The following is a 21,922-nucleotide window of genomic DNA, read 5'->3' as shown; positions in this document are numbered from 1 at the left end:
CTCAGCCGGTCCCTTCCGCGCCGGGCTCCGCGGCGTGAAGGAAGTGGAAGCCGGGGCGCGGGTGCATCAGGAAGTCGTGGTGCGAGATGTTCCAGGCGTAGGCGCCGGCGACGCCGAACACCAGCCGGTCGCCGGCCCGCAGCCCCGGCGCCGGGACCGCGCGGGCCAGCACGTCCTTGGGGGTGCACAGCTGCCCCGTGACGGTGACCAGCTCGCCGCGCGCCGCCGACCGCGGCCAGGGGTGCGGCCACGGAGCGTCGGACCCCACCACCGTGCAGGGCTGGTCGTGGCCCTTGGTCGCCGGGGTGCGCAGATGGTGGGTGCCGCCGCGCACCACGGCGAACTCCTCGCCGTGGCTGTGCTTCACATCCAGCACCTCGGTGGCGTACCAGCCGCAGTACGCGGTCAGTGCCCGCCCCGGCTCGATGCGCAGGGTGAGGCCGGGGTGGGCGGCGGCGAGCCGGTCCAGGCCCGCGCCGAAGGCGGCCCAGTCGAAGCGCCGCTCCGGGGCGGCGTAGTCGACGGCCATCCCGCCGCCGATGGTCACCTCGGACAGCGCGACGCGGTGCCGGTCGGCCAGCGCGGCGGCCCAGGTCACGATGGCCTCGGACACCGCGAGCTGCTCGGGCGCCTCCAGACCGCTGGCCAGGTGGGCGTGGACACCGCGGAGTTCGAGCTGCGGGTAGCTGCCGTCGGTGAGCAGGGTGACGACCTCGTCGGCCTGGTCGGGGTCGAGCCCGAAGGGCGTCGGACGCCCGCCCATCGCCAGTGAACTGCCGTCCAGCGAGCCGTCCTCGACCGGCAGGTTGAAACGCGCCAGCACCGCGATCCGGCGCTGGGGCACATGGCGCGCGGCCAGGCTCGCGAGCATGTGCACCTCGTGGACGCTCTCCACGTGGAAGCGCTCGACGCCGGTCTCCAGCGCCTGCACGACCTCCGCGGGCGTCTTGCCCGGCCCGCCGAAGGCCAGCGGGGCGCCGGGCACGGCCTTGCCGACATGCACCAGCTCGCCGCCCGAGGAGACCTCGTAGCCGTCCACGTACGGGCGCAGCGCCGTCAGCAGCTCCGGCTCCGGATTGGCCTTGGCCGCGTAGTACAGCTCGACGCGAGCGGGCAGCGCGGCCCGCACCTCGGCCAGGTGTGCGCGCAGTGCCGCCAGGTCGTAGACGTAGGCGGGCAGTTCCGCGGCCGCCAGGGAGCGGACGCGGTCGCGGACGGCGGGGGGCAGGGCGGGGCTCGGGGTGGTCATCGGGCGCTCCAGGGGGTGGTGTCGTCGGTGCCGGAGGCGCCCGACAGAACGGCCTCGGCCAGCGGGGAGGGCAGCCGCACATAGCCGGCCTCGCGGTCGGCCTTGCGCTCCCAGCGGGTGAGCAGATTGGCCTTGGCGGGCAGCGGGACACCGGCCAGCAGGGCGGCCAGCCGCGGCGGGCAGCCGAAGCGGTCCGCGTGGGTCTGCAGGGTGCGGCGGACCTGTGCCCACAGCTGGGTCTCGGTGTCCGGGTGCAGATCGGCGAGCGCGGCGAGCATCTCGGACACGTGGTTGACCAGCAGGCAGTAGACGACCCGGTCCCAGCCGCGCTGGGCGTCGTAGGTCATCGGTGCGGCGACCTGCTCGGGCAGCGAGGCCAGCAGCTCGGTGTGGTGCTCGGGGACGAGCTTGGTGCCCTCCAGGTCGCGGAAGAGGACCTGTGCGGGCATCCCGTCGCCGTCGACGCAGACCAGGACGTTCTGCAGGTGCGGCTCCAGCACCAGCCCGTGGTCGAAGTAGGCGGCGAGCACCGGCGGGAGCAGCAGGTTGAGGTAGGCGGCCCACCACTCCAGCGCGGCCTGCGGGCCGGCCCCGGCCAGCAGCCGGGAGAGGTGCGCCGGCCCGGTCGGGTACTCGTCGGCGACGGCGGCCGCCAGCAGCGGGGTGGTGCCCGGCAGCAGCCGCTGCGAGAGGCCCTCGCGGACGATGACACCGAAGCCTTCGAGCAGCTCGGTGTCCGGCTCCCCGTCGGCGCCGGGCAGCGCCAGGCTGCGGTAGGCGGGCTCCTGGAGCACCGCGCTGCCCGGGAAGCGGGTGGCGAGATCGGTGAGCTGCGGCGCCAGCAGGCGGGTGAGCGCCACCGCCCCGGACAGCTCGTAACTCGCGTTCTTCCGGAGGCAGTTGGTGATCCGGACGTTCAGGCTGAACTTGAGGAAGTCGGCACCGTCGTAGAGCGTGCGCACCGACGCGGTGGCGGCGAACGGCGTCCGGCCGCTGCCCAGGACACGGATGTCGCCGCGCTCCAGCGCCTCGCGCAGCCCCGCGTGGTCGCGCAGCAGCTCGTACTGCCAGGGGTGGGCGGGCAGCAGCCGGTAGCCGTCCGGTACCTCGGGATGCAGCGCGTCCAGCACGTCGGTGGCGCCCTCGGCGGTGGACTCCTCGGCGATCAGCTCCTCGCGCACGGCGAGCATCAGCAGCGGGAAGGCGGCGCCGGTCTCGGGGGCGTACGACTGCCAGGCGGTGGGGTCGCCGGTGCGGGCCTTGGGCGTCGGGTGGAAGCGGTGGCCGAAGAGCAGCGACTGCTCGGAGACGACATAGGTGGTCTGCCAGTCCTCGGTGTGGTCCCCGGCGGCCGGACCACGCCGGTCACGGTCCGCGAGCGCGGCGGACACCGCCTGGTGGCTGGAGGCGACCTGTGCGAGGAACTCCTCGTTGTGCACCCCGGTGCGCAGCGACAGCTCGGCGTGCGCGTACTCGGCCAGCTGCCGCCAGCCGATCTCCGCCCAGCCGCCGTCGGTGCGCTCGGACACCGGGCCGGTGAAGCGGTGCGCGCCCAGCAGCGAGGTGCGGCGCAGCGCGACGCCCAGCAGCACGCCGCGGCGCGGCAGCCGGATCAGCAGCCGCCCGTCGTCGACGGCGGTCTGGTGCTCGGGGCCGGAGACCTCCCGCAGCAGACAGTTGAGCAGGGTGTGCGCCACGGCCTGGTCGGCGGTGGGCAGACCGGTGGGGGCGGCGGACACCGGGGCGGCGCCGGGCGAATTGGTCAGCGAGGGCATCGGGGGCTCCTGCGGGTGCGGAGAGTACGGGGGAGGACGGTCAGGGCCACGCTGGCCAGCGCTATCGCGGTGCCGGTCACCACGGGCGCGGTCGGGCCGAACCAGTTGTTGCCGGCCGCGGCGGCCACACCGGCGGCGACGGCACCGGCCTTGGAGAAGAACTCGATCGAGCCGAACAGCCCGCCGGGGGCACGGCCCCTGGCGCAGTCGGCGGCCACGATCGACAGACAGACCAGGCCCAGGGTGAGCCCGGCGCCGAGCACCAGGCGGACCACGATGAACGCGGTGAGCGAGTGGGCGACGCCGTGTCCGGCCAGGCCCAGCGCGATGGCGCCGAAGCCGAGCGCGATGCCGAGCCGGGGGCGGGTGCGGAAGAGGGAGTGCACCGCCATGGCCGCGACCAGGTAACACATGTGCGGCAGGGCGAACAGGACACCGGACACCATGGGCCCGGTGTCGGGTATCCGCTCCTTGATGAGGGCGATCAGATAGGGGAAGGAGATGACGGTGGCGAAGACGAAGGCGAACTCCAGGGCGTACAGGGCCCGCAGGGAGACGGCCGGCGCGCGCGGGGCGGGCTCCTCGGCCGTGACCTGCTCGGCCGCCGTCGGCTCCGCCGCCTCGACCTCCGCCGTCTCCCGCGCCGGTCCGGCGCCCGGGCCGCGCGGCGGCTCCGGCAGCGCCGCCAGCATCGCCGCGGCGGTCAGCGGGAGCACGGCCAGCAGCGCGTACTGACGGTGCGGCGAGAGCCACGGGGTCAGCGAGCCGACCACGATCGGCGCGCACACCAGCGCCGCCCGCGCGCTGCCCTGCATCAGGGTCAGGGCCCGGGACAGCGCGTGGCCCTCCAGGGCCGCGCCCAGATAACCGTTCGACGCCGCGAAGGTGCCGCCCAGCACGCCCTGGATGACCAGCGCCGCGGTGAACGTGGGCAGCGAGTCGGCCCAGCCGGCCAGCACGAATGCCGCGGCGAGCCCCAACTGCGCCCGCAGCAGCAGTTTCTTGCGGCCGAAGCGGTCGGCGAGGCGCCCCCACAGCGGCGCGCCGATGGCGCCGAAGATGGTCGGCACGATGTAGAGCAGACCCGCCCAGCGGGCGGCGCCGTCCCCGAGTTCGGGCAGGATCTCGGTCAGGTAGGGCGGCAGGCCCAGCGCGGCGAACGACGCCACGAAGTAGCAGCCGGCCACGGCGTACACCTGGCGCCGGGCGAGTCCCGGGCGGACCTTGGTCTCGACGGCGGCCGCGTCGAACCGGCGGGTGGGGGCGGTTTTCATCGGGCTCATCGGGAAGTCCCCATCGGCAGCAGATAGTTGGGGCCGGTGGTGTAGTGCTTGTTGATGTCGGCGGCGCCGGAGCGCTCCTTGGACAGCAGGGTGCCGGCGCTGACCATGGCCTTGACCGGCAGTTGCGGGGCCCCGAGGACGTGTGCGCGCAGCGCCTCGCCCGGTGCGCCGCCCAGCCGGTCGACGGCCTCGGTGAGGCGGTCGCGGAGCAGTCCCAGCAGCCGGTCGAGCGGGGCGCGGCCGTGCCGGGCCAGCCCGAAGGCATAGGAGCCCGCGCAGAGATGGACGGTGATGGTGGTGAAGAGGTCCAGCACCGCCCGGTCGTCCGGCGCGAAGATCCGCGGGTCGGCGAAGTCCGCCGGGTCCGGGGCGTCCGCGCCCAGGGTCTCCCGCAGCCGTACGGAGTTGATCCGCGGCGCGTCGTTGTCCTTGAACAGCAGCCGCACCCGGGTGCCGGCGGCGGTGCGGTCCAGCACCAGCGAGACGTTCTGCTGGTGCGACTCCAGCCCGATGCCGTAGCCGAACAGGGTGGTCTGCCAGTCGAGGAGCAGGGTCAGCGCGGCGTCCAGCAGGGCCAGCGGGTCGCCGCCGTAGAAGCGGTCGGCGAGGTGGTCGATGACCAGCCGTCCGCCGGGCGCCCGGCCCAGCAGCGCGGCCATCGGCACGACGGCGGAGCCCTCCAGGCCGGCCGGGTAGCGCCGGCACAGCACGGCGAGCAGCTCGTGGTCCGCGTGGGCGTAGTGGGTCTCGTCGGCCTGCAGCACCGTCTGTGCGAACCGCGGCTCGCGGGCGATCACCTTCGCCAGCAGCCGCTGCCCCTCGGCCCCGTCGATGAGCGTGCGGGGCTTGATGGTGCGCCGGTTGCGCAGTCCCAGCGTCGCGGTGGCCAGCGGCAGTTTCAGATGCAGCCGGGGCTCGGCGTCCACCGCCACGGTCCGCATCGACAGCGTCGGCACCACGTCCAGCAGCGTCCGCCCGGACAGCACCGCCGAACCCTCCAGGCCGGTCTCGCGCAGCGCCTCGTCCAGCGCGTCGCCGACCGTCAGCGGGTGGACGGGCAGCGCGAGATGGCTGTCTTCCAGCTCCGGAAGGTCCAGCTGGGCGGGCGTCGGCCAGCAGCCGGGCAGTGCCGTCTCGCCGCCGGTCACGGTGAGCGCGGAGCGGGGCACGGCCAGCCAGCGCAGGGCGAAGCCGGGCCGGAACTCGGGGGCGTAGGCGCGCAGTTGTGCCACGTCCAGGCCGGAGCGGCCGCGCGCGGTGGGGTAGACGGGGTGGTCGAGGCGCGCGGCGAGGGCCTCGTGGGCCAGTCCGCCGTCCAGGCCGCGCCAGTCCTCGGGGGCCGGGCCGTGGCGCTCGGTGAGCAGCCGGTCGAACTCGTCCCGGGTGTCCGCGTGCAGCCGCATCGTCGCCAGCGTCTGCCGGCACTCCTCGGTGAACGCGTCGAAGCCGGGGCGGTCGGCCGGATCGGCGAGCGCGCGCAGGGCGCCGAGGATCTCCTCGACGGTGGTCAGCCGTGCGCCGTCGGCTTCACGGACGAGCAGCGGCAGCCGGGCCGCGTGGGTGCTCTGGTAGCCGTCCGGGCCCAGCGGCAGCAGCAGGGCGCCGGCCGCCGGGTCGGCGGGCAGCCGCAGCCAGGGGCCGTCCGGGCGCTCCAGCAGCGTGGCGCGGGTGCGCAGTCCGACGACGTCCTCCCGCAGCAGGGCGCTCAGCACCCGCAGCAGCAGCTCGGACTCCTCGGCCCGGCCGGCCGCCGCGTCCGTGGTGCGGCCGGCGGTGGGGTCGGTGGCGAGGGTCACGAGATCTCCCAGCGCTCGGTGGCGAAGAAGCCGTCCGCGGCCCGGTCCACGGCGCCGTGGCCGGTGCCGGTGGCCCGCAGTACGCCGAGGTAGTCGCGGTTGGTGCGGTAGTGGGGGTGGTCTGCGCCGACCGGGCGCAGCGGCCGGTAGGCCAGCCGCACGCCGTCCGCCTCGTGGTCGGTGGCGGCCGGTGCGGCGGTGAGCGTCCCGGCCCGGTCGGCGAGGGCGTACTCCACCCGCCCCACACCGTCCCGCCGGGCGCCGAGCGCCTCGGGCAGCGGCTCGCCCAGATGCGTACGGAGCACCAGCTCGAACAGCGGGATGTCCAGCACCTGCGCCAGCAGCAGATCGCACTGGTCGCCGATGACGCGGTAGTTGACCTCGATCAGCCGGGCCCGGCCCTCGTGGAGCATGAACTCGGTGTGGCAGGCGCCGAATCCGACGCCCAGCGCGTCGAGCTGGGCCAGCACCTGCGCGACGACCGGCTCCGGGTGGGCGGTGACGAAGTCGTGCCGCTCCTCGATGAAGGCCGGCGGGGCGGAGACGGTGGTACGGAAGCCGCCCAGCACATGCCGCACCCGGCCGTCGCCGAGCGTCTCCAGGGTGCACAGCTCGCCCTGGAGGAACTCCTCGGCGACCAGGGCGGCTTCGGGCCGCCGCTGCTGGATCTCCCGGGCCAGGGCGAGCAGCTCCTCGGGGCTGTCGGCCGGCCGGACGTCCTCGCTGGCCACGCCCTCCCGCGGTTTGAGCACACAGGGGTAGGGCAGTCCGGCGTCCAGGAGGTCGGCCGGGTCCTGGCCGGGGGCGAGTTCGGCGGAGCGCACCCGGTCGAGGCCGGTGGTGGCGAGATGACGGCGCATCTCGGCCTTGTTCTTGGTGCGCAGCGCGGCGCGCCAGTCCTTGCCGGGCAGCCCGAAGTAGTCGGCCGCCAGGGCTGCCTGGGTCTGCAGGTGGTCGCTGTTGGTGAAGACCGCGGCGGCCGGGTGGTGGGTGGCTATTCGCGTGATGACGGCACGGAAGTCGTGGACGTCGCACTCCAGGACCTCGGTCCCGGGGGAGACGCGCCGGTGTGCCGCGGGCTGGTCCGTCAGGATCGTGACCTGGAGGCCGAGGCGGGCGGCGGCGGGGAGGAACCCCTCGGTGACCGAGTCGGTGGGGTTGAGGGCGAGCAGATACGTCCGCATGAGCGGGACCCCTTCGGGATCAAGGGTGGTGCAGGGGGGCGTCGGGGAGGGGCGGGCCGGCGGGGCGGCCCGCCCCGGGCGGGTCAGCTCTTCGGCAGCGGCACCCCGGTGGCCTTGGCCACGTCGGCGAGCATGTGCTCGGCGGCCTGGATGCCGATGCCGGACATCCACGTCTCGTCGGGCACGTCGAAGACCTTGTGCTTCTTGACGGCCGGCAGGTCCTTCCAGACCGGGTTGGACGTGACGTCCTTCTGCTGGGTCTTGCTGGGCACGTCCGCGGTGGTCACGAACACCAGGTCCGCGTCGGCTTTGTCGATCTGCTCCGGGCTGACGTCGAGCATGGTCTTGGCAGGGTCGGTCGAGCTCTGGGACTTCGGCCGGGCCAGGCCGATGTCGTCCAGGACCACACCGCTGTAGGAGGACTTCTGGTAGAGGCGGGTCGGGCCGGCGACGAAGCGCACGACCGAGGCCGAGGGCATCGTGCCGTGGTACTTCTTCTTGATGGCCTCGCCCAGCGCCTTGGCGCGGTTCTGGTACTCCGCCAGCTTCTGGTCGGCCTCCTTCTCCAGCCCCAGCGCCTTGGCGTGGACCTTGAGATTGGCCTTCCAGGGGCCGCCGGTGGTCTCGGTGAAGACGGTCGGCGCGATGGCCTTGAGCTTGTCGTAGATCTTCTCGTGCCGGACCTTGGAGGACAGGATCAGGTCGGGCTTCAGGGAGATGATCTTTTCGAGGTTGGGCTCCAGCAGCGGACCGACGTCCTTGACGCCGCCGATCTCGTCCTTGAGGTAGGAGGGGAAGCCGCCCTCGGTCTTCATGTGCGGCGAGACCGCGCCGACGGGCTTGACGCCCAGGGTGGTGACGTCGTCCAGCTCGCCGGTGTCCAGCACGACCACGCGCTTGGGCTTGGCGGGGATCTTCACGTCGCCGCCCATGGCGCTCTTGACGGTGCGCGGGAAGCCGGCGCCGGCCTTGCCCTTCGCCGCGTCGTCACCGGAGGCGGCGCCGTCGCCGCAGGCGGTCAGGGCGGTGGCGCCCAGGGCGACGGTGAGCAGCGTGGCCGGCAGCCGGCGGGCGGTGGTGCGCAGGGGGATTCTGGTCTGCATGAGGGTGTGTCTTCCTTACGGGGAGCGGAGGGAGAGGGAGGAGGAACGCCCGTGGGGGAGGCGGTCAGACGGTGACGGCGGAGTGCCGTTTCGCACCGCTTTTGGGGACGACCAGCGGGGTGCCGGTCTCGGGGTCGGGAATCACCCGGCAGTCCACGTCGAACACGGACTTGACCAGTTCCGCGTCGAGGATGTCCGCCGGGGCGCCGGCCGCGGCCAGCTGCCCGTCCTTGAGGACCACGAGGTGATCCGCGTAACGGGCGGCCTGTCCGAGGTCGTGCAGCACCATCACGACGGTGCGGCCCGCCTCGGCGTGCAGGGCGGCGACCAGGTCGAGGACGTCGAGCTGGTGGCGCAGGTCGAGGAAGGTGGTCGGCTCGTCGAGCAGCAGCAGGTCGGTGTCCTGGGCCAGCGCGAGCGCGATCCAGGCACGCTGCCGCTGGCCGCCGGAGAGCTGGTCGACGGGCTGGTCGCGCAGTTCGAGGGTGCCGGTGCGCCGCAGCGCCTCCTCCACCGCCTGCTGGTCCGCCGTCGACCAGGGGCTCAGCAGCCGCTGGTGGGGGTAGCGGCCGAGCCGGACCAGCGCCTCGACGGTGATCGCGTCGGGGGTGACCGGCTGCTGGGGGAGCAGCCCCATCCGCAGGGCCAGCGCGCGGGCCGGCATCCGGTGGATGTCGGAGCCGTCCAGGGCGACGGTGCCGGCGGCCGGTGCCAGCAGCCGGGTCAGCCCGCGCAGCAGGGTCGACTTGCCGCAGGCGTTGGGGCCCACGACGGCGGTGACCGCGCCGCCGGGCAGCGTCAGGTCCAGGCCGCCGACGATCAGCCGGTCGCCGTAGCGCAGGTCGAGTCCGTGGGTGGAAAGCTCATTGGCGGTCATCGGGCACTCCTGTTCACGGAACTGCTCTGACGGATCATCAGCACCAGCAGCCACGGCGCGCCCAGAGTGGCGGTGACCACTCCGACGGGCAGCCCGCCGACCGGCAGCAGATACTGCGCCACGAGGTCGGAGGCGAGCAGCAGCACGGCACCGGCGAGGCCGGACAGCGCCAGCGTCCCGGCGGTCGGCGGCCCGGTGAGGAACCGGACCATGTGCGGGACGGCCAGGGCCACGAAGGCGACGGGTCCGGTGAGCGCGGCGGCCAGCGAGGCCAGCACGATCGCGATGACCAGGACCTGGAGCCGGGCGGCATGGGTGTTCAGGCCGAGCGCGCCGGCCGAGTCGTCACCGAGGTCGAGGACGGCGAGCCGGCGGTGCAGTGCGAAGGCGGCCAGCAGGCCGACGGCCACCGCCCCGCCCGCGGACGTCACCTCGGTCCAGGTCCGCCCGTAGACCGACCCGGTCGTCCACTGCAGGGCCGACCCCGCCAGCTCGGTGGGGAAGCGGACGACCATGAAGCTCACCGCCGCGGACAGACCCGCCTGGACGGCGAGACCGACCAGCACCAGGCGCGTCACGCTGACGCCGGAGCGCCAGCCGAACACCCCCAGCAGCACCGCGGCGAGCAGCCCGCCGCCGAGGGCGGCCAGCGGCATCAGGGCCTGCGAGGCCCCGGCGGCCAGCATCGCCACCGCGCCGAACGAGGCGCCGCCGGTCACCCCCATGACGTCGGGTGAGGCGAGCGGATTGCGGAACAGCCGCTGGAGCAGGGCGCCGGCCACCGCCAGCCCGGCCCCCGCGACGATCGCCGCGACCATGCGCGGGGCCCGGAACTCCTGGACCACCAGCACCGTCGCGGAGTCACCGAGCCCGAACAGGCCCTTGACCGCGTCGAGGGGCGGCAGCGGCATGTCGCCGTTGGCCACGGACACCGTCACCAGGGCACAGAGCACCGCGACGCCCACGACGGCGGTCAGCACGGTGCGCCCGCGTGCGGTGCCCGGTCGCCGGCCGGTGCCGGCCGCCGGGGCGGCGTGCGGCGCGGTACGGAGGAGGTCGTTCATCGGGCCACCTTCCGGGCCAGCAGCGCCAGCAGCGGCGCGCCGAGGAACGCGCTGATGATGCCGACCTGCAATTCGGACGGCCGGATGACGAGCCGTCCGACGATGTCGGCGGTGAGCAGCAGCAGCGGCCCGGCGAGCAGGCAGCCGGGGACCACGATCCGGTGGTCGGAGGTGCGCAGCAGCTGGCGGACCAGGTGCGGCGCGGCCAGCCCGATGAAGGCCAGCGGCCCGGCCACCGCCACCGCGGACGCGGCGAGCAGCACGACGGCCAGCCCGCCCGCGCTGCGGATCCTGGACACCGGCACGCCCAGTGCCTGGGCCGAGTCGTCGCCCAGCGCCAGCGCGTTGAGGGCCGGGGCGATGGCCAGGGCGACGACCAGCCCGATCACCAGCGTCGGCAGCACCGGGTAGAGCGCCGAGAGCGGACGCTCGGAGAGCGAGCCGGCCAGCCAGAACCGCGCCTCGTCCAGCGACCGCTTGCTGGCCAGCATGACCGTCGACGTCCAGGACAGCAGGACGAGTTGCAGCACCGTGCCGCCCAGCGCCAGGCGCACCGGGTCCAGGTCGCCGGCGCGCCGCGCCAGTGCCTGGGCGAAGAGCGCGGCGGCCGCGGCGCCCGCGAACGCGAACCAGATGTACTGGACGGGCTGTGTCAGATGCAGGGCGTAGATGGCGGTGACCACCGCGAAGCCCGCGCCCGCGTTGATGCCGAGCGTGGTCGGGGAGGCCAGCGGGTTGCGGGTGATGCCCTGGACGACGGCTCCGGCGACCCCGAGCGCGGCACCGACGGCGAGCCCGACGAGCGTGCGCGGCAGCCGGAGTCCGGTCACCACGAGGGCGTCCCGTCCGTGGGCGGCGCCGGTCAGCGCGTCCCAGACGGTGGACAGCGGTACGGATCGGGTTCCCAGGGCCAGGCTGAGCGCGGCACAGAGTGCCAGCGCGCCGAGCCCGACCACGAGCAGCGGCACGCGCCGCAAGGCGTTCGCGGCGGGACGCGCATCGGGCACAGGGGGTGCGGTGGCAGGTGGTTTGGTCGTCGACACGCGTCGTTACATTAGGTTAGGCATACCTAAATCTGCAAGCTCGCGTTCCGGATGCAACCAACTGTCCCATATGTCGGGCTGCCGTCTCGTTCAGGGGCCTCAACACCCCCCGACCTGGGGTGACCTACCCACCGCCACGCCCGCCCACGCGCCCGTTTCCGCCGGGACCCCGGGCGTGGAGCCGGCGGAAGGGCCGGTTGGGCGCCGGCCCGGCGTCGTGCTGGCAGCCGGGGGGCCGCTGTGCTTTTCTGGCCGGGGGGCTGCCGTTTCGCTCAGCCGAGGAGCGCCATGAACCCCGCCACGCCCCGTATCGCGATCATCGGCGCCGGCCCGGGCGGCCTCCTCTGCGCCCGCGTCCTGCGGCGTCACGGGCTGCCGGTCACCGTCTTCGAGCAGGAGGCCTCCGCCGGGGCGCCGGACCGGCACGGAGTGCCGGAACTGTGGCTGACGACCGGTCACGAGGCGCTGGGAGCGGCCGGACTGCGCGCGGAGTTCGACCGGCTCACCCGCCCGGCGGGCCAGGAGCTGCGGCTGCTCGACCACACCGCGACCGTCCGCTTCCGGCAGACCCAGGCCCCCGGCGCGGCGGGCGGGCCCGAGATCGGCCGGGGCGCGCTGCGCCGCCTGCTGCTGGACTCCCTCCCGCCGGGCACCGTGCGCTGGGGCAGCTATCTGCGCACCCTGCACCCGCTCGGCGGCGGCCGGCACACCGCAGAGTTCGACGACGGGCACACCGAGGACTTCGAGGTGGTCATCGGCGCCGACGGTGCCTGGTCCCGGGTGCGTCCGGTCCTCTCCGACGCCACCCCCCACTACTGCGGCGTCACCTTCGTCGAGGCCCGGTTCGAGGACGTCGACACCCGCCATCCGCACCTCGCCCGCCTGGTCGGCGACGGCGTCATGGTGGCGCTCTCGGCGGGCAGGGGGGTGCTCGCCCGGCGGCTGGGCCACGGGAGGCTCCGCGTCCAGGCCGCCTTCCGCGGCTCCCAGGACTGGGCGCCGGCCGCCGGGGTGGCGATGACGGACACCGCGGCCGTCCGCGCCGTGCTGCTCGACGCGTTCGCCGGCTGGGACGACCGGCTGCTGGCGCTGCTCACGGACAACGACGGCGGCTTCCGCAACCGCCCGCTGTTCGCCCTGCCGAGCCCGCACACCTGGACCCCCACCCCGGGGCTGACCCTGCTGGGCGACGCAGCGCACCTGATGGCTCCCTTCGCCGCCGAGGGCGCCGGCCTCGCCCTGCTCGACGGCGCCGAACTCGCCCTCGCCCTCGCCGGGGACCGCGACCCCCGTGCCGCGCTCCACGCCTACGAGACGGGCATGCGGCCCCGGGCGGCGCGGGCCGCCGAGACCGCCGCCTCCGCCCTCGCCGAGGCCTTCGCCCCCGACGCCCCGCACGGCACCCTGCGCCGGCTGCGGGCCGAGGCCCCCTGACCGGCGGCCTGCCCGCGCCGCGTTCCGGTTGCGGCCCGCCCGCGCCCGTCGGAGCATCGGCAGCGTACGGCTGCCGACCGGCAGCGCACGCGCGCGCAGCGCCGCCCGGCCACGGCCCGGCGGGCAGGACGGGAGGCACCGTGCAGATCACCGAGCCCACCCCGGGCGCCCCCTGTCTGGTGGAACTGGGCACCTCGGACGTGGACGCCGCCAAGGTGTACTACCGCCAGGTCTTCGGCTGGCGCGCCGAGACCGACCCGCGCCCGGAGGCGGGCGGCCACACGATGCTGTACCTGGACGACGCCCCGGTCGCCGCCCTCTCCCCGCTCTACGCCCCCGGCCGGCGCACCGCCTGGACCGTGTCCTTCGCGACGCGGGACGCCGACGCGCTGGCCGCCTCCGTCACCGACGCGGGCGGGCGGCTGCTGCTGGGGCCGATGGACGTCTTCGACCTGGGCCGCTTCGCCGTGGTGAGCGATCCGGAGGGTGCGGTGTTCTCCCTCTGGCAGGCCCGTTCCTTCGCCGGCGCCGGTACCTTCAACGCGCCCGGCTCGCTCGGCTGGGTCGAGCTGGCCACCCGGGACGCCGAGGCCGCCAAGGCCTTCTACACCCGCGTCTTCGGCTGGACCGTCGGTACCCACGCGGACTACCCGCAATGGGGCCTCGACGGCGCGGACTTCGGCGGGCTGAGCGCGCTGGACGAGTTCTACCCGGACGACGTCAGGGCGCACTGGCTGCCGTACTTCGCCGTCGCCGACGTGGACGCGACGGCCGCCCGGGCCGCGGAGTCCGGGGGCATGCTGCTGGTGCCCCCGACGGATGTCCCGGCGGGGCCCAGGGTCGCGGTGATCCGGGATCCGCAGGGCGGCTCCTTCGGGATCCACCGCACCGGTACCGAGGGCTGAGCCGGCCGGTCCGGCGCCGCCCGCGCCGTGGTGACGGGGCGTCATCCGGCAACCCTTGCACTGTCACACGATCGGCTGCCTGTTCGTCGTTTCACCACATTCCGAGGGTGAAGTGCGCGTAATGTCCCACTGTGCACCATTGGGTGGCATCGCGCGTCCAGAACAGGAGACCCCCTATGTCGACGACCGAATCCCTCGTGGCCCGAGGCAGGCAGCTCGCGGCCGGCGCGGGTGCGCTGACCGCGGCCCTCGCCGTCGGTGCGACGCTGTTCGCCGCCCCGGTCCAGGCGGCGCCCGGACCCCTCAAGCCCTACGGCGTCGTCACCGCCAAGAAGGGTCTGAGCCAGCGTCAGTACCCCAGCACCGACTCCTCCGTGCGGGGCTACCTCCGCCACCGCGCCCAGGTCGGCCTGGTCTGCAAGGTGCGCACCCAGAACGTCCGCGGCAACTCCGTCTGGTACCTGACGCGCGGTGAGCGCCCGGGCTGGGTCGCGGGGAAGTACGTGACCAACACCGGCTACGTCAAGTACTGCAAGGACGTGCACCACGCCCGGGTCCAGCCGAACAACCCGAACAACCCGTCGAAGCACGCCGTGGGCTGATGGAGTCCCGGGGAGGCCCGGTCCGGTGCCGCGGAGGCGCCGGGCCGGGCCTTCGTGTGTCCGCGCCGGGACCGCGCGCCCTTCCGTATTACTGGAACAAGTTCTACTGTGCCCCTCGATCCGGCAGCCGACGGCCCGTCAGCTTCGCGGGCCGCCCCCCGGCCGGACGACCGGAGCGGACGAACTGGAGGGGCCGTGCACCTCGAATACACCCCCGAACAGCAGCAGTTGCGTGCCGAACTGCGCACGTACTTCGCCCGGCTGGTGCCGGCCGACGCCGCCGCACGGCATGCCGAACCCGCCGCACAGAAGCGCTTCTACCGTGAGACCGCGCGCCGGCTGGGCGCCGACGGCTGGCTCGGGGTCGGCTGGCCCCAGGAGTTCGGCGGCCGCGGCATGTCCCCGATGGAGCAGTTCCTCTTCTTCGACGAGGCCGCCCAGGCGGGGGTCCCGCTGCCGCTGATGGCGCTGAACACCGTCGGGCCCACCCTCATGCGGTACGGCACCGACGAGCAGAAGGCCTTCTTCCTCCCCCGGATCCTGTCCGGCGAGATCGACTTCGCCATCGGCTACAGCGAACCGGAAGCCGGCACCGACCTGGCCGCCCTCAAGACCCGCGCCGTCCGCGAGGGCGACGAGGACAGCGGCCACTACGTCGTCAACGGGCAGAAGATCTGGACGACCAACGGCGACACCGCGGACTGGGTGTGGCTCGCGGTACGGACCGACCCCGACGCGCCGCCCCACAAGGGCATCACCATGCTGCTGGTCCCCACCAGTGACCCCGGCTACTCCTGCACCCTGATCAACACCCTCGCCTCGCACGACACCACCGCCAGCTACTACGAGAACATCACCGTCCCCGCCTCCCGCCGCGTCGGCGAGGAGAACAAGGGCTGGCGGATCATCACCAACCAGCTCAACCACGAGCGGGTCACCCTCGCCGCCCACGGCACCATGGCCATCCGCGCCCTGCACGACGTCCAGCGCTGGGCCGCCGCCACCAAGCTCAGCGACGGCCGCCGGGTCATCGACCTGGGCTGGGTGCGCGGCCGGCTGGCCCGCACCCACGCCCGGCTGGACGCCATGAAGCTGCTGAACTGGCAGATGGTCGACGCGCTCCAGCACGGCACCCTGACCCCCCAGGACGCCTCCGCGGTCAAGGTCTACGGCTCCGAGGCCCGCCGGGACGCCTACGCCTGGCTGATGGAGACCGTCGGCTCCGCGGGCCCGCTCAAGGAGGGCTCGGCCGGCGCGGTGCTCCACGGCGAACTGGAACGCGGCTACCGCTCCGCCGTCATCTTCACCTTCGGCGGCGGCAACAACGAGATCCAGCGCGAGATCATCTCCTGGCTCGGCCTGGGGATGCCCCGCGTACGGCGCTGACACGGCACGGGAGGCGAATCAGAGGTGTCCACCGGCGACCCGGGGCTGTTCGGGCCCCGTTCGGTGACCTGGCAGCTGCACGGCGATCCGATGATGTGGATCGCCGGGGTGCGCGCGCTGTACCTCCAGGCGCTGCATCCCCGCGCGGTGCGCGGAGTCCTGCAGAACTCGGACTTCCGGCGGGACGCCTGGGGCCGGCTGCTGCGGACCGCCGACTTCGTCGGCACCGTCACCTACGGCACCACCGAAGCCGCCGAACGGGCCGGCGCCCGGGTCCGCCGCATCCACCGCGGGCTGTCCGCCACCGACCCCGCGACCGGCGCACGCTACGGCGTCGACGCGCCCGACCTGCTGTTGTGGGTGCACTGCGCGGAGGTCGACTCCTATCTGCACGTCCTGCGCCGCTCCGGCTGCCCGGTGACCGACGACCTGGCGGACGCCTACCTCACCGAGCAGCGCGAGAGCGCCCGGCTCGTCGGCCTCGACCCGGCCGCCGTCCCGGGCGACCGCTCCGCGCTGGCCGCCTACTTCGCCCGCGTACGGCCCGAGTTGGCGCTCACCCCCGAGGCCCGCGAGGTGGACGCCTTCCTGCGCCGGCCGCCGACCCCCGCGGTGCTCGTGCCGGCCCGCGCCCTGCTGTGGCAGCGGGTGGCCCGCCTGGCCTACGGCGCACTTCCGGGGTACGCCCACGACCTCTACGGGCGCCCCGCGCCGCCGCCCGACGCCGTCACCCGCCGGCTGCGCGCCACCGGCCGCCTGCTGCGCACCGCTCCCGCCACCCTCCGCCGGCAGCTGCCGCCCCGGCACATCCTGCGCGCCGTCGGGCGACTCGGTCCCGACGCCCGCCCAGCGCTCTACAAGCTCCGCCGTTCCCCCGCCATACTGGAAGGCAAGCGGGGCACGCAGGGGGAGCTGCGCGACTGACCGCGGTAACGGGGACGGGGGCGGCGATTCATGGTGGCGGAAAACAGACTGATCCAGCGGCGGTACCGACTGCTCGACACCATCGGGCGCGGCGGCATGGGGGAGGTGTGGCGCGCCCTCGACGAGTCGCTGGGCCGGCAGGTCGCGGTCAAATGCCTCAAGCCCCTCGGCCCGGAGCACCAACCCTCGCTCCTGCAGGTCCTGCGCGAACGTTTCCGCCGCGAGGCCCGGGTCGCGGGGGCGCTCCAGCACCGCGGCATCACCGTCGTCCACGACTTCGGCGACGACGACGGCACCCTCTTCATCGTGATGGAGCTGCTCAGCGGCCGGAACCTCAGCCAGCTGCTGGAGGACAACCGGCGCCAGCCGCTGCCCGTCCCCGACTTCGCCGAGATCGCCGAACAGGTCACCGCCGCGCTGGCCTACACCCACGAACAGGCCGTCGTGCACCGCGACCTCAAGCCGGCGAACATCGTCCGCACCGCCGACGGCACGGTCAAGATCTGCGACTTCGGCATCGCCCGGCTCGGCCACGACATCGGGTTCACCGCCCGGCTGACCGGCACCGGCATCGCCATGGGCAGCCCGCACTACATGTCGCCCGAGCAGATCGGCGGCCACGGCGTCGACCACCGCAGCGACCTGTACTCGCTGGGCTGTGTGCTGTACGAGATCGCCACCGGAGTCCCGCCGTTCGACCTGGGCGACACCTGGGCGGTGCTCGTCGGGCACCGCGACCGGATGCCCGAGCCGCCCCGTACGCTCCGGCCCGACCTGCCGGAGAGCTACGAGCGGATCATGCTCGACCTCCTCGCCAAGGACCCCGACGACCGCCCCCGGGACGCCCACGAACTGGGCAAGCGCCTCTCCGACGCCCGTCAGCAGCGTCCCGCGGGCCGCGCCGCGGCCGACCCGGACGAGCCGACCGTCGCCGCCCACCCGCTGCCCGCCTGGACCCACGGCATGACCCTCGGCGCGGGGCAGCACCTCGCCCGGTCCGCTCGGCACCCGGTGGCGGCCCGCGCCGCCACGGCGCTCACCGATGCCTGGACCGGCGGGAGCGAGACCCGTCGCGACGACACCTCCCCGGCCGCCGGCGTCACCGGCCCGCCGCTGTCCGACGACCGCCGCGCCGCCCTCGCCGCGCTGGCCGGCCGGCACACCGCCGCCCTCGACCTCGGCCGGCTGGGCCGGTGGGCGGAGTCCGGCGAGGCGCACCGCGCGCTCGCCGCGGAACGGTCCCGCCTGCTGGGCGCCGACCACCCCGACACCCTCACCAGCCGCCTGGCGGCCGGCCATGCGCTGGGCCGCCTCGGCCGGCACTTCGAGGCGCACCAGCTCTACACCGAGGTGCTGGGCGGCCGCGAGCGCGCGCTGGGCCCCGACCACCCCGACGCGCTGGACTGCCGCCACCACGTCGCCCTCAACCTCGGCCGGCTGGGTCGGCTGGAGGACTGCCGCACCATGCTGGAGGACGTGGCCGCGGCCCGCGCCCGGGTCCTGGGCGCCCGCCACCCCGGCACCCTGGCCACCCGCGGTGAACTCGCCTTCGTGCTGGGCAAGCTGGGCCGGTGGGCGGCGGCGCTGCAGGTCTACGAGGAGGTCGCGGCGGCCCGCGCGGCGGTGCTCGGCCCCGACCACCCCGACACCCTCGCCGCCCGCTACGAGGTCGGGATCGGCCTCGGCCGGCTCGGCCGCACCGCGGACGCGCTCGCGCTCTACCGCGAGCTGGCCGCGGCCCGTACCCGCGCCCAGGGCCCCGACGACCCGGAGACCCTGCGCGCCCGGCACGGCCTGGGCGTCAACCTCGGCCGGGAGCGCCGCTGGCAGGAAGCCCTCGTGGAGGCCCGGGAGGTGACCGCGGCCCGCGCCCGGATCCTCGGCGAGGACCACCCCGACACCCTGGTCAGCCGCCGGGAGAACGCCGTCGCCCTGGGCTGGCTCGGCCGCTGGGGCGAGGCGCTGGACCACTACCGCCGGGTCGCCGACGCCCGCGAACGGGTGCTGGGCGCCGGCCATCTGGACACCCTGGCCGCACTGGGCGACCTCGCCCAGTGCCTGGAGCAGCTGGGCCGCGCGGACGAGGCCGCCGCCGTCCACCGCCGGATCGCGGACCGGCGCCAGGAGCGCGCCGAGCGCCGGCGGCGGTGAGCGGACGGCCCGCGTCCGGGGCGCCGGCTCAGCCCGGGGTGACCCGGTAGAGCACCGTGCTGTGCGGCGGCACGTCCCGCGCCACGATGTCCCCGTCGCTGCGCGTACGGCGGCCGGTGACCAGCTCGTGCAGCCGGTAGGAGCCCGCCCGGGGCAGCCCGGCCGCGGCGGCCGTGACGGACAGGGTGCGCGCCGCCGCACCCGAGTTGAACAGCGCGATCGCCGTGTCGCCGTTCTTCAGCGGCTTGGCCAGCACCGCCGAGCCGTCGTCCTGCTGCACCAGATGACCCTGGACGCCGAGCGCGTCCTGGTCGACGGCGATGACGTTCCGGTTGCCGAGCACCGCGCGTGCCCGGTCGGACAGATCGGTCACGTCCGTGCTGGAGATCAGCGGCGCGGCCATCATCGCCCACAGCGACATCTGGCTCTGGATCTCCTCGCGCGTCAGGCCCGTGTCCCCGGCCAGCAGGAAGTCCGGGTCGTTCCAGCGCCCCGGCCTCTGCAGGCCGGACAGCTTCGCGTTGTAGCGGAAGTTGTAGACGATGGAGGACCACTTGACGGCCGGGGTGCTTTGCTGCAGCGCCACGTCCCGCCCGCCGCGCCACAGATTGCCGACCTCCGCCGACCAGCCGATGACCTGGTGCCAGACGCTGTCCCCGTCGAACTGGAAGTAGGCCGGGGCCGACACCGAGAAGGTGATCGGCCGGCCGGTGTCCCGCAGCGCCCGGCTCATCTGCCCGTACAGGTCCCGGTAGGTCTCCTCCTTGGTGTGCCCCGGCGCGACCGGCACATTGCAGCCGTCCGCCTTGACGTAGTCCACCTTCCACCCGGCGAACTGCGCGGCGTCCTCCTGGAAATGGCCGAGACTGCCCGGAAACTTCTCACACGTGAGGGTGCCGACGTCCTCGTAGATCCCGAACTTCAGTCCCATCCGGTGCAGCTGGCGCCCCAGGTACGCCATGCCGTGCGGGAACTTCACGGGGTCCGCCACCAGCTCGCCCCGGGAGCCGCGCGCCCTGCTCATCCAGCAGTCGTCGATGGTGACGGTGCGGTAGCCCTTGCCCGCCAGCCCCGTGCGGACCAGCGCCCGGGCATTGTCCAGGACCGTCTTCTCGTTGAGGTCGCACATGTAGTAGGACCAGTTGTTCCAGCCCATCGGGGGTCTGGGGGCCAGATTCGGGTAGGTCCCGGCGGCCCGTGCGCGGGCCGGATCGGGGGCGGCGGAGGCCGGCGCGGGGGCCGCGAGCAGCCCGGCGGAGCAGGCGGCGACGGCGGTCAGTCCGGCGAGGGCACGGCCGGGGCGGGGTACCGGGGAACGGGACACGGGTCACCTCACGGGTGGGCGGGACGGCCTGGGCGGAGAGGACGGCGCGGGCGGTGCCGGGGCGGAGCACGGCCGGACGCTAGGAGCACCCCCCTGCCCGGTCAAGAAGCCGCACCGGCCGGGGAGGAGGTTTCAGCCGCGTGCACCTAGCGACCCCGTGCGGCGCGTGCTACCAAGAGGCATGCCGGAACGGACTTCGTATGACGCGGTCATCGTCGGCGGCGGCCACAACGGGCTGGTCGCCGCCGCCTATCTCGCGCGCGCCGGGCGCAGCGTGCTGGTGCTGGAGCGGCTGGACCACACCGGTGGCGCCGCCGTGTCGACGCGGGCGTTCGCCGGGGTCGACGCCCGGCTGTCGCGCTACTCCTACCTCGTCAGCCTGCTGCCGCCGAAGATCGTGCGGGACCTCGGCCTGCGCTTCGCGGTCCGCAAACGCACCGTCTCCTCCTACACCCCCGCCGTACGCGACGGCCGCCCCACCGGGCTCCTCGTCGGCGGCGGCGAGGCCCGCACCCGTACGGCGTTCTCCGAACTCACCGGATCCGAGCGGGAGTTCGCGGCCTGGCAGGATTTCTACGGCGCCACCGGACGGCTCGCCGAGCGGGTCTTCCCCACGCTGACCGAACCGCTGCCCACCCGTGAGCGGCTCCGCGCCGTCATCGACGACGACGCCCTCTGGCACGCCCTGTTCGAACGGCCCCTCGGTGAGCTGGTCGAGGAGACCTTCACCGACGACCTGGTCCGCGGCGTGGTGCTCACCGACGCCCTCATCGGTACCTTCGCCGCCGCCCACGACCCGTCGCTGCGGCAGAACCGCTGCTTCCTCTACCACGTCATCGGCGGCGGCACCGGCGACTGGGACGTCCCCATCGGCGGCATGGGCGCGCTCACCGACGCCCTGGCCGACGCCGCCCGCCGCGCCGGGGCGGAGATCGTCACCGACTGCGCGGTGACCGGCCTGGCGACGGACGGCCGGACCGCCGAGGTGAGCTGCGAGGCGGGCACCATCGGCGCCCGCCGGGTCCTGGTCAACGCCGCCCCGCGGGAGCTGGCCCGCCTCCTGGGCGAGGACCCGCCGCCACCCGCCGAGGGCGCCCAGCTCAAGGTCAACATGCTGCTCACCCGGCTGCCGCGGCTCCGGGACACCGGGGTGGACCCCCGCGAGGCGTTCTCCGGCACCTTCCACATCGCCGAGGGCTACCGCCAGCTGGAGGACGCCTACCGGCAGGCCGAGTCCGGCGCGCTGCCCGCCGCCCCGCCCTCGGAGATCTACTGCCACTCCCTGACCGACCCCTCCATCCTCGGCGCCGATCTGGTCCGCCAGGGCTACCAGACGCTCACCCTGTTCGGTCTGCACGCCCCCGCGCGCCTGTTCACCGCCGACAACGACACGACCCGCGACCGCCTCCTCGCCGCCACCCTCGCCGAGCTGGACACCCATCTCGCCGAGCCGCTCGCCGACTGCCTGGCGCACGACGCCGACGGCCGCCCCTGCATCGAGGCCCGCTCCCCGCTGGATCTGGACCGCGAACTGGGCCTGCCGGGCGGCAACATCTTCCACCGCGACCTCGCCTTCCCGTACGTGGACCCGCAGGACGAAGGGGCCGGTGGCGCGCCGGCCCGCTGGGGCGTGGCCACCGGGCACCCCACCGTCCTGCTCTGCGGCGCGGGCGCGGTGCGCGGCGGGGGAGTGAGCGGGATCCCGGGGCACAACGCGGCGATGGCGGTGCTGGAGGAGGGCTGACCCGCCCCCCGGCAAACTTTCTGACGCCGCATCAGAAAATCTCTTCCCTCGTACGACCCGCTGCGGCATCCTGCGCGC

At 74.4% G+C, this 21,922-nt stretch carries 17 protein-coding genes; 7 read left to right on the top strand and 10 right to left on the bottom strand.

Annotated features, from left to right (window positions below):
• Nucleotide 1: 1 nt before the first annotated feature.
• From ACQP17_RS03950 to ACQP17_RS03910, 9 genes are all read right to left on the bottom strand, one after another.
• Nucleotides 2-1,249, bottom strand: coding sequence for a type III PLP-dependent enzyme (locus ACQP17_RS03950; RefSeq protein ID WP_433854949.1), 1,248 nt, complete (start codon nucleotides 1,247-1,249; stop codon nucleotides 2-4).
• The gene (locus tag ACQP17_RS03945; protein WP_433854948.1) at nucleotides 1,246-3,024 is read right to left on the bottom strand and encodes an IucA/IucC family protein; all 1,779 of its coding nucleotides are present in this window, start codon (nucleotides 3,022-3,024) and stop codon (nucleotides 1,246-1,248) included. The genes ACQP17_RS03950 and ACQP17_RS03945 overlap by 4 nt, the downstream gene beginning before the upstream one ends.
• Entirely contained in the window at nucleotides 3,012-4,298 is a 1,287-nt protein-coding gene (locus ACQP17_RS03940; protein ID WP_433859833.1) for an MFS transporter, read from the bottom strand. The genes ACQP17_RS03945 and ACQP17_RS03940 overlap by 13 nt, the downstream gene beginning before the upstream one ends.
• A 5-nt stretch (nucleotides 4,299-4,303) precedes the next feature.
• Nucleotides 4,304-6,103 (bottom strand): IucA/IucC family protein, encoded by a 1,800-nt coding sequence (locus ACQP17_RS03935; protein ID WP_433854947.1) that lies wholly within the window; start codon nucleotides 6,101-6,103, stop codon nucleotides 4,304-4,306.
• Nucleotides 6,100-7,287, bottom strand: a complete 1,188-nt coding sequence (locus ACQP17_RS03930) for an ATP-grasp domain-containing protein (RefSeq protein ID WP_433854946.1) — start codon at nucleotides 7,285-7,287, stop codon at nucleotides 6,100-6,102. The genes ACQP17_RS03935 and ACQP17_RS03930 overlap by 4 nt, the downstream gene beginning before the upstream one ends.
• Nucleotides 7,288-7,370: 83 nt before the next feature.
• Nucleotides 7,371-8,390: an ABC transporter substrate-binding protein gene (locus ACQP17_RS03925; protein WP_433854945.1), complete on the bottom strand. Its 1,020-nt coding sequence runs from the start codon at nucleotides 8,388-8,390 to the stop codon at nucleotides 7,371-7,373.
• A 64-nt stretch (nucleotides 8,391-8,454) separates the two neighbouring features.
• Nucleotides 8,455-9,267, bottom strand: coding sequence for an ABC transporter ATP-binding protein (locus tag ACQP17_RS03920; protein ID WP_364876722.1), 813 nt, complete (start codon nucleotides 9,265-9,267; stop codon nucleotides 8,455-8,457).
• Nucleotides 9,264-10,331, bottom strand: a complete 1,068-nt coding sequence (locus tag ACQP17_RS03915; protein WP_433854944.1) for a FecCD family ABC transporter permease — start codon at nucleotides 10,329-10,331, stop codon at nucleotides 9,264-9,266. The genes ACQP17_RS03920 and ACQP17_RS03915 overlap by 4 nt, the downstream gene beginning before the upstream one ends.
• Nucleotides 10,328-11,338 carry a FecCD family ABC transporter permease gene (locus ACQP17_RS03910; RefSeq protein ID WP_364876726.1) on the bottom strand — a complete coding sequence of 337 codons (1,011 nt, stop codon included), beginning with the start codon at nucleotides 11,336-11,338 and terminating at the stop codon, nucleotides 10,328-10,330. Before ACQP17_RS03910 ends, ACQP17_RS03915 begins: the two co-directional genes overlap by 4 nt.
• 324 nt (nucleotides 11,339-11,662) lie before the next feature.
• Here ACQP17_RS03910 and ACQP17_RS03905 point away from each other — a divergent pair, with 324 nt between their 5' ends.
• The 6 genes from ACQP17_RS03905 (at nucleotide 11,663) to ACQP17_RS03880 (ending at nucleotide 18,776) form a co-directional block, all read left to right on the top strand.
• On the top strand, nucleotides 11,663-12,808 hold the full coding sequence (locus ACQP17_RS03905; RefSeq protein ID WP_433854943.1) for an FAD-dependent oxidoreductase: 1,146 nt from the start codon (nucleotides 11,663-11,665) through the stop codon (nucleotides 12,806-12,808).
• A 140-nt stretch (nucleotides 12,809-12,948) separates the two neighbouring features.
• A complete protein-coding gene (locus ACQP17_RS03900; RefSeq protein ID WP_433854942.1) occupies nucleotides 12,949-13,713 on the top strand; it encodes a VOC family protein in 765 nt (254 codons plus the stop codon).
• 176 nt (nucleotides 13,714-13,889) lie between these two features.
• Complete coding sequence (locus ACQP17_RS03895) at nucleotides 13,890-14,315, top strand: SH3 domain-containing protein (RefSeq protein ID WP_433854941.1); 426 nt, start codon at nucleotides 13,890-13,892, stop codon at nucleotides 14,313-14,315.
• A gap of 195 nt (nucleotides 14,316-14,510) precedes the next feature.
• Nucleotides 14,511-15,701 carry an acyl-CoA dehydrogenase family protein gene (locus ACQP17_RS03890; RefSeq protein WP_433854940.1) on the top strand — a complete coding sequence of 397 codons (1,191 nt, stop codon included), beginning with the start codon at nucleotides 14,511-14,513 and terminating at the stop codon, nucleotides 15,699-15,701.
• 24 nt (nucleotides 15,702-15,725) lie between these two features.
• Nucleotides 15,726-16,625 (top strand): oxygenase MpaB family protein, encoded by a 900-nt coding sequence (locus tag ACQP17_RS03885; RefSeq protein WP_433854939.1) that lies wholly within the window; start codon nucleotides 15,726-15,728, stop codon nucleotides 16,623-16,625.
• Nucleotides 16,626-16,658: 33 nt separating this feature from the next.
• Entirely contained in the window at nucleotides 16,659-18,776 is a 2,118-nt protein-coding gene (locus ACQP17_RS03880) for a protein kinase domain-containing protein (protein WP_433859832.1), read from the top strand.
• A 28-nt stretch (nucleotides 18,777-18,804) separates the two neighbouring features.
• On the opposite strand, the gene ACQP17_RS03875 is transcribed toward ACQP17_RS03880, so the two are convergent.
• On the bottom strand, nucleotides 18,805-20,100 hold the full coding sequence (locus tag ACQP17_RS03875; protein ID WP_433854938.1) for a glycoside hydrolase family 27 protein: 1,296 nt from the start codon (nucleotides 20,098-20,100) through the stop codon (nucleotides 18,805-18,807).
• Nucleotides 20,101-20,281: 181 nt separating this feature from the next.
• On the opposite strand from ACQP17_RS03875, the gene ACQP17_RS03870 reads away from it, so the two are divergent.
• A complete protein-coding gene (locus ACQP17_RS03870; RefSeq protein ID WP_433854937.1) occupies nucleotides 20,282-21,844 on the top strand; it encodes a phytoene desaturase family protein in 1,563 nt (520 codons plus the stop codon).
• Nucleotides 21,845-21,922: the final 78 nt, after the last annotated feature.

It is taken from the genome of Streptomyces kronopolitis (assembly GCF_050953795.1).
In the GTDB taxonomy this organism is placed as follows: domain Bacteria; phylum Actinomycetota; class Actinomycetes; order Streptomycetales; family Streptomycetaceae; genus Streptomyces; species Streptomyces kronopolitis_A.
This window is presented reverse-complemented; position numbering and strand designations above follow the sequence as displayed.